General features: G+C 60.3%; 7 protein-coding genes. 3 read left to right on the plus strand and 4 right to left on the minus strand.

What is annotated here, in order from left to right; genetic code table 11:
- Nucleotides 1–314 precede the first annotated feature (314 nt).
- From CA51_RS01890 to hisD, 4 genes are all read right to left on the minus strand, one after another.
- Complete coding sequence (locus CA51_RS01890; protein ID WP_145117441.1) at nt 315–1,742, minus strand: DUF1501 domain-containing protein; 1,428 nt, start codon at nt 1,740–1,742, stop codon at nt 315–317.
- A gap of 6 nt (nt 1,743–1,748) precedes the next feature.
- Nucleotides 1,749–5,222: a PSD1 and planctomycete cytochrome C domain-containing protein gene (locus tag CA51_RS01895; RefSeq protein WP_145117442.1), complete on the minus strand. Its 3,474-nt coding sequence runs from the start codon at nt 5,220–5,222 to the stop codon at nt 1,749–1,751.
- Between the two features lie 290 nt (nt 5,223–5,512).
- Nucleotides 5,513–6,586, minus strand: a complete 1,074-nt coding sequence (hisC, locus tag CA51_RS01900; RefSeq protein WP_145117443.1) for a histidinol-phosphate transaminase — start codon at nt 6,584–6,586, stop codon at nt 5,513–5,515.
- A gap of 143 nt (nt 6,587–6,729) precedes the next feature.
- Nucleotides 6,730–8,091: a histidinol dehydrogenase gene (hisD, locus tag CA51_RS01905; protein ID WP_145117444.1), complete on the minus strand. Its 1,362-nt coding sequence runs from the start codon at nt 8,089–8,091 to the stop codon at nt 6,730–6,732.
- A 577-nt stretch (nt 8,092–8,668) separates the two neighbouring features.
- Here hisD and CA51_RS01910 point away from each other — a divergent pair.
- From CA51_RS01910 to CA51_RS01920, 3 genes are all read left to right on the plus strand, one after another.
- Nucleotides 8,669–9,586: an endonuclease/exonuclease/phosphatase family protein gene (locus CA51_RS01910; protein WP_145117445.1), complete on the plus strand. Its 918-nt coding sequence runs from the start codon at nt 8,669–8,671 to the stop codon at nt 9,584–9,586.
- Between the two features lie 287 nt (nt 9,587–9,873).
- Nucleotides 9,874–10,560 carry a PH domain-containing protein gene (locus CA51_RS01915; protein WP_145117446.1) on the plus strand — a complete coding sequence of 229 codons (687 nt, stop codon included), beginning with the start codon at nt 9,874–9,876 and terminating at the stop codon, nt 10,558–10,560.
- Nucleotides 10,561–10,794: 234 nt separating this feature from the next.
- The gene (locus CA51_RS01920; protein WP_420821474.1) at nt 10,795–11,979 is read left to right on the plus strand and encodes a hypothetical protein; all 1,185 of its coding nucleotides are present in this window, start codon (nt 10,795–10,797) and stop codon (nt 11,977–11,979) included.
- Nucleotides 11,980–12,118: the final 139 nt, after the last annotated feature.

Below are 12,118 nucleotides of genomic sequence, written 5' to 3' on the forward strand. Positions count from 1 at the left end.
GCTGCGCTCAAACCACCGGCTACCTTCTTGGATCCCTTTGGGATCGGGACGGGGGCTATATGGGATGTTGGTGGTTGGGATGTCTTCCATGCGTCCGAACCAACCGATCTTTGGCGGGCCGAAGGTCCAGCAATTTGCCTAGCCCAGGTCGCAGGCCTGGGTTTCATGCGAGCGAGCATATCGGCAAGAAGGGCCAACGGCCCGACAGATTGTCCTCTGTCCCTTCCCCATCGCAGAGATCAGCCACGCGGGCAACTCGCTCGCGCGTCCGGCGTTCCCAGCGGAATTGCAGTTTGCGTCGGGCCGCCTAGCGATCAGGCCAAAATGTTTTTGATCACGTTGCCGTGGACATCGGTCAGGCGGAAGTCGCGGCCGGCGTAGCGGTAGGTCAATTTGGTGTGATCAAATCCCAGCAAGTGCAGGATCGTCGCGTGCAGGTCGTGGACGCTGCAAGGATTCTCCGTCGCTTTGAAACCAAATTCGTCGGTCGCACCATGGATGGTGCCGCCGCGGACGCCGCCGCCCGCCATCCAGACGCTGAAGCCGTAGTGGTTGTGGTCGCGGCCGAGCGTCTCGGCTCCGCCACCGGTTAGTTCCACAGTCGGCGTGCGGCCAAACTCGCCTCCCCAGATCACCAGCGTGTCGTGAAACATGCCGCGTCGTTTCAGATCGGTCAGCAGGGCGGAGATCGGTTGATCGATTTCGCCCGCCAGCTTCCGGTGTCCCTCTTCGAGCTTCGCGTGATGATCCCAGACGTTGCCGGCACCGTGCCACAATTGAACGTAGCGGACGCCGCGTTCCAACAGTCGCCGCGCGATCATCGTTTGCCGGGCGTGAACTCCTGTGCCGTACAGTTCATGGGTCTCCTTGGTTTCATCGGTGACATCAAACGCGTCGGCAGCTTCCATCTGCATCCGAAAGGCCAGCTCGTACGATTGGATCCGCGTTTCCAGTCGCGGATCGTGGCGGGGTGATTTGTGTTCGGCGTTCAGTTGTCGCAGCAGATCCAGTTGCCGTTGTTGGACTTTCGTCGTGGCATGGGGGCTGCGGATGTTCTCGATCAGTTTGTCGATCCGGCTGTGCTTTGGATCGACGTAGGTGCCTTGGTAGCTGCCCGGTAGAAAGCCCGACTGCCAGTTCTCGGCTCCTTTGACCGGTAGGCCGCTGGGACACATCGAGATGAAACCGGGAAGGTTCTGGTTTTCGCTGCCGAGGCCATACAGAGCCCACGCGCCGACGCTGGGGCGTGGCAAAACCGAATCGCCACAATTCATCAGCATCAGTGATGGTTCGTGGTTGGGAACCTGTGCGTACATCGAACGGATGACGGCGGTGTCGTCGATATGTTCGGCTGTTCGCGAGAACAGTTCGCTGACTTCGATCCCGCTTTTGCCGTACTTCTTGAACGCAAACGGCGACGGCATGCAGGCTCCCGTTTTTCGTTCGGTCGCCAGCGACATCGGCGGCGCCTGTCCGGCATACTTCTCAAGCGTCGGCTTCGGATCGAACGTGTCGACATGCGATGGTCCGCCGTTGAGAAAGAAGTGGACTACGCGTTTCACGCGGCCGGGAAAGTGAGGTTGTTTGGTCGCCAGCGGTGACGCGGTCCGGTTGTCGTTTGCACTGGGCGTCGTCCCTTCTTGGTCGGCTAACAAGCTGTTGAGGCCCAGCATTCCCAGGCCGATGCCGGAACGCTGCAGCAGGGATCGACGGTCGATGCGATGCGATGGTGAGTCTGGCATTGGGGATTAGTCCACAAACATGAATTCGTTGGAGAGGAGCAGCGTTTGGGCGAGCTGTTCCCAGCGGTCGAGTTGCCGCGTGTGCAGGCCAGTAAAGTCGCGTTGGCTGGCCCAATCGGGGTTGCCGGCGGTCTCCGAGACATCTTCCGCTGGCGGAAGCCGCGCGATCTTCTGGGACCATTGATGTTGGTCGCTGTGCAAGACCTTGTAGATGTCGACGACAAAATCGATCGTCTCTCCCTGCTCGACATCGACCGACGGGATGTCCACGTCTAACGCCGTGTTGTGGAGGATCTCGCGGCGTAACACCTTGTCGCCCGCGAGCACCCAGCATCGGATTCCGTCGCCGGGAGATTCCGCGTGTTCGATTGTGCTTTGGATCCAGTAGCGACCGCTGGCCGGAGCGGTCCAGCGGCGGATGATCGCGTGTTTCAAATCGTTGCCGGGGTGTCCTCCGTCGGCGTCGATCTGGGCCCATCCGATTTTGCCGTCGGGATATTTGGGGCTGCCTTGCCAAGCGGAACCGCTGAAGTAGGGCAGGGGAGTGAAACTCAACAGCCGCTGCGCGTCGGCATCGATCTCGCCGTAGCCGTAGGTCCATGCAAGTTTTGCCTGCTCCGCTGCCTCATCGATCGACTGAGATTCCCCGTCGCGAACAAACTCCAACGTTGCAGCCAGTTCCGATTCGCTGGGCTGACGCTGCAGTATCGCTGCGAACATCTGGCGAATCCGTTCGGCGGGGGCTTCGGAATCCGAAGTCTTCGAGGTGGCGGCGATCTCGCGAGCGCGGTCGGCGACAAACGGATGGTTTAGGCCAAACAACGCCTGTTGCGGAACGGTGGTTTCGGAACGCCGGGGCGTATGGAGATCGGGGTTCGCAAAATCGAAGACTTGCAAAACGCTTGGCAGCGACTGGCGATCGATCATCGTATAGATCGTCCGCCGTGCGCCGCTGGGGGCCGAGGCAAACAAATCGACAGCTTTGCCGCCGCGCTGCATGTCCAACGTTCCCGCCGCGGCGAGTTGTGCGTCGCGGAGTTCTTCAAAACGGAGCCGCCGCGCGTTCATCCGCCACAGCAGGCGATTCTCGGGATCGGCGGTGCGAGCGGCTGCATATTCCGTCGGACTGTCTGGCCCGGATGATCGTTGGCGATAAGCTGACGAAATCATGATCTGACGATGCAGCCACTTTGTGCTCCAGCCCGATTCGATAAATCCGCGAGTCAGCCAGTCGAGCAGTTCCGGATGCGATGGCGGCTGGGCACGGGTGCCGAAGTCGCTGGTCGTCGGTACGATTCCGCGACCGAAATGATGAGCCCAGACGCGGTTGACCCAGACCCTTGCTGTCAGCGGGTTGTCGGCCGACGCGATCGCCTGGGCGAGTTCCAATCGTCCGCTGCCTCGAGCGAACGGGGCGCGGTCGCTGCCAGCGACGGCGCCAAGGAATTGTCGCGGGACTTCATCGCCAATGTTGACCGGGTTTCCGCGGCGGAAGATCCGTGGCTGAACCAACGGCTCGCGGTCTCGCAAAACGATCGCATGCGGAGCGGCTGACGGATTGGAGATGATCCATTGGTCCACGGCGTTCTGCAGTTTCCAAAGCGCGACACAGGTGCCGGTGTCGACATCAAATTCGATGTTGATGATCGGCAGGTCCGGAATCATGCAAGGAGATCCGTCGCCGTAAAACACTTGCCGCAAGCTCTCATCGGCCGGATCGGGCAACTGCGTCGGCGGCGTCACCTCGGCTTGATTTTCAGCGGCTTGTGTCGCTTCTTCGACTAGTGTATGCCACTGCTGATCGACCTCGGTGAACAGCTTTGCGTACCGATCGACCATTTCCTGCTTGGAACTTGGGGCCGTCGCAAACGCCGCCGCGACGCGTGGATTGATCGCGGGGGCGTCCTGTGAAAGGCTGGCCAGCGCCGCTTGCGAAAGCTCCGCGAATCGATCGTCGGGCAATGGTGCCAAGTGATGCCAAATCAAGAAGATCGGGTCGGATTGCCGCTCGGGCTGCTGCAGGTATTTTTGCCAACGTCGAACGGTGGATGGCAGTAGGTCTCTTTTGTTGAGGATCTGGCTGAACGATTGTTCGGGGTATTTGTCCAGTTCGAATTGAGCTTGCAGGTATTCGCCGATCCGCTGTCGGGCGAGCTTCGCGAACTCGGTGCGGGCTGCCGAGAGGCCAGCTTCCAACGCACCCTGCCGTTTTTTGAGTTCGACTTCAAAATCCGAAAGTTCATCGGACGCAGGAGGGCTTTGAGGTCGCGGCAGCGCGACGGGATGTTCCGCGCAGTTTTGGAAAACGCCGTACAGCGAGTAGTAATCGGCGGTGGGGATCGGATCGAACTTGTGGTCGTGGCAGCGAGCACAGCTGACCGTCAGCCCCATCGTGCCGCGGGTGACGACATCGATGCGGTCGTCGATGATGTCGGGTTGGACTCCTAGAAATCGGCGTCCCAGGGTCAAGAAGCCCATCGCCGCCGCGGCCGCTGGATCGTCGGGGGCTGCTTGGTCGGCGGCGATCTGCAGCAGCAGGAATCGGTCGTAGGGAAGGTCTTCATTGAAGGATCGGATCACCCAGTCGCGATAGTGCGACGCATGGATGAAGCGTTTCTCTTCGCGTCCGTAAACGTAGCCCTTGGTGTCGGAGTAGCGTGCAACGTCCAGCCAGTGTCGCCCCCATTGTTCCCCATAGGCTGGCGAATCGAGCAGCCGATCGATCAATAGTGGATAGGCGTCGACACCATCGTCGTCGACAAATTGTTGAACTTGTTCTGCGGTCGGTGGCAGCCCGGTTAGGTCAAACGTCGCTCGGCGGATCAGCGAGCGTCGGTCGGCGGCCGGCGACGGCGATAGATTTTGTTGTTCCAACGCATGCTTGATGAATGCATCGACGGGCGTCTGTCCCCAGTCCACGTTTTGTGGAGTCGGCGGCGTGGGAGAGGTTAGAGGTTGGAAGGCCCAGTGCGATGCGGCGATATCAGCCATGTCGTTGCTGGGGACGTCCGATTCGGGCCAAGCGGCCCCGCTGTCGATCCAGTGTTTGAGATCCGCGATCGCTGCGGCGGTCAGTTGTTTTTCGCTGTCCGGCGGCGGCATCTTTTCGGATTCGTCATCGGAGACAATGCGGCGGATCAATTCGCTTTCGTCCGCTGATCCCGCGACAACCGCCGCTCCGCTATCGCCACCTTGCAGCAACGCTTGGCGGGAATCGAGGCGCAGTCCGCCCCATTGCGTATTGCCACCGTGACAGCTTTGGCAATTGTCGACCAGCAGTGGGCGGATCTTGTTCTCGAAGAACTCGATCGCTTGCGGCGACTGTTCCGCTGTTGCGATCGATCCAGCGAGGATGAATAGAATGACTGTTGCTGGGAGGCGATAAGCGTGGCCAGCAAACGGATTCGTATTCCGTGAGGCCAGCGCAGCGGCGGCGCAGCGCAAGAGTTGCGGTCGCTTCGACTTTAGGGGAGGGCTCATGTGGTTTTCACCGGCGGGATGGCGAACGAAAGCGGCGAGTCCGGGGGCCCCGAATCCTCTCCGCTTTCTTGGACTCCGACGCCATTATAGTGTCCCGGTCGCAGCGAAGCATCTTTGGCCGTCGATTGTCAGCGGGGCAGCTTGCGAGGCTCTGATCGAAGGCATCGTGCGGTGCCCGCGGCGCAGCGAACCGCCTAGTGAGAAGAGCTTCATGAAGTAGGCGATTGAACGTTTCGTACCGGCGATGAAGGCTTGATCGTCGTTGTCTGCGACACGCTTTTGCGAATGCGTTACGCGTCGGATTGCAGCAGGCGAGCCAGAACGACTAGGGCGGCGTCGATCTGTGCGTCGGTGCCGATCGTGATTCGCAGTCCGTCGCCCCAGCCGGCGTAGTCCATGTAGCGGACGAGCACTTGGTTCTCTTTCAACGCTTCGTAAATCGGTTTGAGTGCGCGATCGGGGTGGGTGCACCACAAGAAATTTGCAGCCGAATCGAGGACGTCGAACCCGAGTTCCCGCAGCTTCCCCTTGGCTCGCTCGCGCGTCGCCAGGATCTTTGCTCGATTGTCGGTCAACCAATCGTTTGACGCCATTGCCGCAGTCGCCGCGGCGATCGCGATCGCGTCGCAGTTGTAACTGTCTTTGATCTTGGTCAGTTCGGCGATCACGTGCGGTTGGGCGACGAGGAATCCAAATCGCAGGCCGGCCAGCGAATACGATTTGCTGAGTGTTCGGGTCACCAAGATGTTTTCGTGTTGCTTGACCAGTTCGATGCAGTTCTCTTCGGCAAAGTCGCCGTAGGCTTCATCGACGACGAGAGGGCAGGGGAGGGGGGCGGCGATTTCCGCGACAGCTTGCGGCGACAGAACGGTTCCGCTGGGGCTGTTCGGATTGGGCAGAAGGGCCAGTCGGGGATCGCCATCGCTGCTGCTGAAAGCGGCCGGCAGGGTCCAGTCGGCGTTAAACGAAATCTCTTCGCAGCGGGCGCCTTGGATCTCGGCGAGGGTCCGGTACAAGATGTAGCTGGGCGTTGGCATCCGCAGCAGGTCGCCGTCGCTCAAAAATCCGCGGACCAGAATCGTCAGGATCTCATCGCTGCCGTTGCCGCACAAAATCCACTCGGGGCCGGGCAGACCAAGTCGCTGCGCGGCCATGCGGCGAAAGGACGAACCGACGGGGTCGGGGTAGCGTTCCAGTCGGCTGTCGGCCGCGGCGCGGATCGCTTCGACCACGGCGGGAGCCGGTGGGTAGGGATTTTCGTTGGTGTTCAGCTTGATGAATTTGCCACCCTGCGGCTGTTCGCCGGGAACGTAGGCCTTCATCTTCGACAGCGCGGGGCGGAAGCGGAGTTTGCTGTTGGTCATCGGTTGAGATCGAGCTGGCGGTTGGTTGGTCGCCTTTCGCTCCGCGAAAGGATGTTGGTTTAATCCCCATTCGCTCCGCGAAAGTGCGTTGGAGGGGCGTACTGGGTGCCGCACTTTCGCGGAGCGAAAGGCGAACATCGGTGTTATCGGCGGATCGAGACGCTGAGTCGATGGGCGGTGAGGCCTTCTTTTTCAGCCAGCAGTTGGACGTCGTCGGCGATGTTTTCGAGTCCGGTTTGGTCGAACTCGATCATGCTGCCGCTGCGGACGAAGTCGTTGCTGGACAGGCCAGCGGCCCAGCGGGCGGTGCCGCTGGTCGGCAGCACGTGGCTGGGGCCCGCTGCATAATCGCCCAGAGCGACGGGGGTGTAGTTGCCGATGAATGTGGCGCCGGCGTTGCGAATCGATGTGGCCAGTTGGCGAGCCGATTCGCATTGAATGTGCAGATGCTCCGGTGCAAACGCATCGGTCATCCGCCGCGCTTGTTCGCGGTCGTCGACGAGGATCAGCGCGCCGTAGGCTTCCAAGCTGGGGCGGGTCAGGTCGCTGCGTTCCAGGGTTTCTAGTTGCTCGCAGATCGCCGCGTACGTGGCGTCCAGCAGCGACTGACTCCACGAGATCAGGATCGCCGAGCCGGGGGAGTGTTCAGCTTGCGACAACAGGTCGGCGGCGACGTGGGCTGGGTTGGCGGTGTCGTCGGCGATCGCGATCACTTCGCTGGGGCCGGCGATCGAATCGATGTCGACATGTCCATAGACTTGCTTCTTCGCCAACGCGACAAACAAGTTGCCGGGGCCGACGATCTTGTCGACTGCCGGGACGGTATCGGTTCCGAAGGCCATCGCCGCGACGGCTTGGGCGCCTCCCATCCGGTAGACCTCCGTCACGCCCAGTTCATGGCAGGTGGCGAGGATGTCGTTGTTGTACGATCCGAATTTTGTCGGCGGCGCGACGACGGCGATCTCCCCGACGCCGGCGACTTGCGCGGGGACTACTGTCATCAACACCGTCGACGGATAGGCGGCGGCGCCACCGGGGACGCAGACTCCGATCCGTCGCAGCGGCACATACCGCTGGGTCAAGCTGACGCCTGGCTTGGGCGTGATCGTGACATCTTGGTGCAGGATCGCCGATTGGAACGTGCGGATGTTTTCAGCGATCCGGCGGATGCATTGCAGGAACTCGGGATCGGCCGCGGCATGAGCTTGCTGCAGTTCGGCGGCGGGGACGCGCAGCGAAGCGGCATCCAGGTCCGCTCCATCGAGCGCTTGGCAATAGCGCAGCAGAGCGGTGTCGCCATCGCGTTGGATATCGTTGCAGATCCGATCGACGACGGCGGCCGGAGCCAATGCTTCGCCGAAGACCTTTAGCGTCAATTCGCGCCCCTTGGGGCTGACGACATCGCCAGCCGGGCTGAGCTTGGCGCGCAGTTGGGCGAGGATCGCGGGGGCGGCGCCATTGCGGGCATCGACGCGTGGGATGTTGATGGAAATTGGCTGGTTCACGGCAGATCGCGTTTGGAGGCAAAGAGGACAATGCAGCTTCTTCACCAATATAACTCGCCCGCCAGCAATCGCGTATGGCCCACAAAACAGGGCAGGGGAGGGCGGATTGTGTTTCGTTGAGTCTGCGGGCCGCTGAATACTGTCGCCGCTGTTCGATTGAATCGCGAAGCGATGGCAGCGATTAGCTGCAGGCGTCAGCCTGCAGAAAAGTGTGCGTCCGCGATTGTGCTAGCCGCGAAGCGGCGGTAGCGGTCGGTTGCTTTCGCCGCTTCGCGGCTGCGGCTTTCTGTGGGAGGCGTTTGGTCTGCGAGCTTACGCCCGCAGCTAAATGCTTTCGCCGCTGTCGCGGCTGTTCATATTTGTTGTTCAGGCGTCAACGCATGGGGATGTGTGGGCAACCCCTTTTTTCTTCCCTGCGATTTTGCTTGTTGCCTCACTTGCGGGCCCCATTCAGTATGCTGGATGCGGAAAGCGGGGGCGTGCTCCTTTTTGGGGGCTGAACAGAGCGGAGCCGCGCTTTGTCTGAACCCGTTTTGTTTTTAGTTTCTCCTTTCCCTCCAACAGGCGATCTTCACCTATGACACTCTCCCGTCGACGTTCTTCGTGTTTCTACTGCGCTGCGTTTTTACCGCTTGTTCTGTTGGGGAGCACGTTGGTTTCGCTGTCTGCGAGTCCCGTTGCGATCGCAGGCGACGTGCGGGTGATGAGCTTCAACATTCGTTATGGGACGGCGTCCGATGGCGAGAACCATTGGGAGCGGCGTAAGGAGTTTGTTGCTGAAACCATCGCGGCCTACGATCCCGATCTGTTGGGGACTCAGGAAACGCTGGAGTTTCAAAAACAGTTCCTCGAGCAACAGATGCCGGGTTACACAAGTGTTGGTGTGGGGCGAGACGATGGCAGCGACAAAGGCGAGATGACGGCGCTGTTCTTCAAGACCAAGCGTTTTGAATTGCGCGATGAAGGCCACTTCTGGCTCAGCGAGACGCCGGGCAAAGCGGGCAGCAAGTCGTGGGATAGCAGTCTGCCACGGATCTGTTCATGGGTGCGATTGAAAGACCGCCAGTCGAACGCGCCGCGCGAGATCCTGTTTATCAACACGCACTTCGATCATCGCGGGCAACAGGCACGCAACGAATCGGCCGCATTGGTGTTGCGGAAGATCGACGAACTGGGAGCGGACTGCGACGTCGTCTTGACCGGAGATTTTAATTCATCGGTTACCAGTGTGCCCTATCGAACTCTGTTCGCCGACGCCGCGGAATCGTCGCGGCTTGTCGACACCTTCGCGGTCGCCGGGACCAAGGAGACGAAGGGGGATACGACGATCTCGAGGTTCCTGGGCGATCAGTTTGCCGGGCCTCGAATCGACTGGATCGCAACCCGTGGCAACTGGAAGATCCTCGACGCGCAAATCGATCGCACGGCCAAAGAAGGGCGGGCGCCATCGGATCACTATCCGGTGACCGCACGCTTGCAGCGAGATGGTAAATAGTGATCGTGCGGAGGGTGGGACGGCTGTTTCTTTTTTTAGCCACAGAGGTCTCAGAGATCACTGAGGGTGCGCTCGTTTAGATTTCTCTGTGGCGTGGTTGTTTTTGGATTGGTTGGGATTGGACGCGCGGGGTGTTGCCCTCGCGGTTAAACGAGATTTCGCCTGAAGGCTCGACTCCAGCGGGGGGCGGTGCTGTTGGTCCCTGGTGTGGTTGGGATGGCATGGGATATGCAGAGTGTTTGGCGATGCCACGACAAATCGCTACTTGAACTCTGGAGTCGATCGCCATGCAAGTCCTTACCGCTCAATGCCCTTATTGTCAGAACAAAGTCGACAGCACGATCGAACATCTCGATGGACCGGTGGTCTGTCCCCAGTGCGCTAAACCGTTTGAGATCGAAATCCCTACTGCGGTGGTCACTGCGGTGCAGGAGGTTGGTCGGGAATCGGTCAACGCCGATCGGATGGCGGCGGAGCCGGGCGAGCGGACGTTGGCGAAGGTTCATCCGGTTGTCTTTCGCGCTCGGCCTCTCGCCTCCTTGATCCTCGGGGCTCTCTTTTTGGTATCCCTGGTTGTCCTGATCGCGTCGCTGGCCGGAGCTTCGATCGCTGGCTACGCCTTCGATGAAAACGCGATGCTGGGGCCGGCGTCGCTGGTGACGTGGGTTTGCGGAATCGTGTTGCTGGCGATCGCTGGGGTCGTTGGATTCTGGATGTTGGTCAGTCGGTTCACCACGTTGACGGTGACCGACGACCGCACGATCTATCAGGAGGGAATCATCTCGCGGGCGACCTCCGAAGTGCAACACAACGATGTCCGCAATATCCAGCTGGACCAATCGTTCACGCAGCGGTTGCTGAATATCGGCGGTGTTGGGATCTCCAGTTCCGGCCAAGATGATTTGGAAGTGGTTGCCCGTGGCTTGCCACATCCCGAACGGATCATCCGCTTGATCCGCGAAAACCAGGGCTAGGGAGAGCCTTCGTTTTCGTGTCGCCCCGATCGTGGAAGGGTGAGCGAGGCGGGGAATTGTGGCGGCTGCGGTCGCTTGATTCCGGTTGCGTTTGGTGGGGCCGGAGTTTGATGGGTGAACGCCCGTGCTGGCCTCTCCGCCTTCATTTGCGTCGACCGGTTGATGAGGGAGGTTGCTTTGAGAACAATGCGTTTACCTATCTTCCCATCTTTTACATCAACGAAGTGAGTCAACGTGACTGTTTTCCGGATCGCCTGCTGCTGTGTCGTCGCATTGCTCTTTTGCCTCTCTCGCGATGCGGTCGCGCACGAGGGACACGACCACGGTACCTCAAAGAAGGCCGGCTCAGCCGCCGCCGCTGCTGCGGATGCAACGCAAAATACCTTTGAGGCCAACGGCAAGAGCTACGTTTGGAAGCACCGCCCCGATCTCGGAAAGCAATCCGAAGCGATGGTTGCTGCGGCCAAAGGGGGCCTGCACAACAACGCCGATCGCGATTCGTCGACTGGCGAGATCGTGACTGTTGTCGCTAAGCACGGTCTGGTGACGCTCGACCCCGAAATGAGAGAGTGGACGCTGGTCGAGGGGCAGGATCCGCTGTTCGCCGCCGGCATGAACGCTCACGGGACCGACTGTTTCATGATCGACGATCAGTCCTATTGGGCTTTCAGTTCGACCAATACTGGCAGCGTCGTCGTCTCGCAGCGTGGCAAAGTGATCGCTCAGTTGACGCAGCCCAAAGGGGATGAATTCGACAACCCAACGGTGAACGCTTATTTCTCCGCCGGTGGCCGTTTCACTCCCTGCGACGTCGTCTATCTTCCAGTTGCCAAGCGGTTGGTCGTCGTGATCGGTTACGCACCGGGCGACTTCGCTCTTTCGGCGGAAATCCGCGATGGCAAGTGGCAATGGGGCGGACCGGCTTGGGGCGGCAAGGAGCAGGTAGGTGGTGTCTTCAGCACCGCGCATGGCGTTCAAGTGGCGACCGAAGCGGGGCAGGAGATTGTCGAAGTTGCATCGCGCAGCCATGGCCGCGTCTTTGCCTTCACATCCAGCGGGGCTCAGATCAAGATGCCGGGCGCCGATGCCAAGTATTATCTCGACCTGCCCAAGGGATCGACTCCCTGCAACATCTCGCACATCGGTTCGAGCATGTTCCTGCCGCTGTTGAATCCACTGGCGTCGACCAAGGGGCTGGCACCGTTGTTGGTGATGGATGGCGGCAAGCCATCGGGAATGTTGGTTCCCGCGACTTACGAAACCTTGGGTTACATGCACCACATGCACGGCTTCTGCCCCGTGGAACGAGACGGCACGCTGTATGGCGTCGTTCTCTCCTGGCCCAATGGCCGTGAGAATGCTGCCGGCAAACGGAACGACGGTCAGATCGCGATCTTCGAAGCTGTCGAGCAGAAGTAGTTTTCTGCGGTCGTAGCGTTCCTGGCGTCGTATCCGGTCCGGGGCGAATCTATTCATCAGGCGACGTCAGTCGGTTTGCGATTTGCGTCGTCGCCTGGTAGATAGGGGGGGGCTGTGTGCCGCCCCGGGTTGCTGTCTT

This window comes from Rosistilla oblonga (genome assembly GCF_007751715.1).
In the GTDB taxonomy this organism is placed as follows: Bacteria; Planctomycetota; Planctomycetia; order Pirellulales; family Pirellulaceae; genus Rosistilla; species Rosistilla oblonga.

Coding starts and splice junctions, on each gene's coding strand:
- CA51_RS01890 (WP_145117441.1), bottom strand. CDS start 1,742: ATGCCAGACTCACCATCGCATCGCATCGACCGTCGATCCCTGCTGCAG.
- CA51_RS01895 (WP_145117442.1), bottom strand. CDS start 5,222: ATGAGCCCTCCCCTAAAGTCGAAGCGACCGCAACTCTTGCGCTGCGCC.
- hisC (WP_145117443.1), bottom strand. CDS start 6,586: ATGACCAACAGCAAACTCCGCTTCCGCCCCGCGCTGTCGAAGATGAAG.
- CA51_RS01910 (WP_145117445.1), top strand. CDS start 8,669: ATGACACTCTCCCGTCGACGTTCTTCGTGTTTCTACTGCGCTGCGTTT.
- CA51_RS01915 (WP_145117446.1), top strand. CDS start 9,874: ATGCAAGTCCTTACCGCTCAATGCCCTTATTGTCAGAACAAAGTCGAC.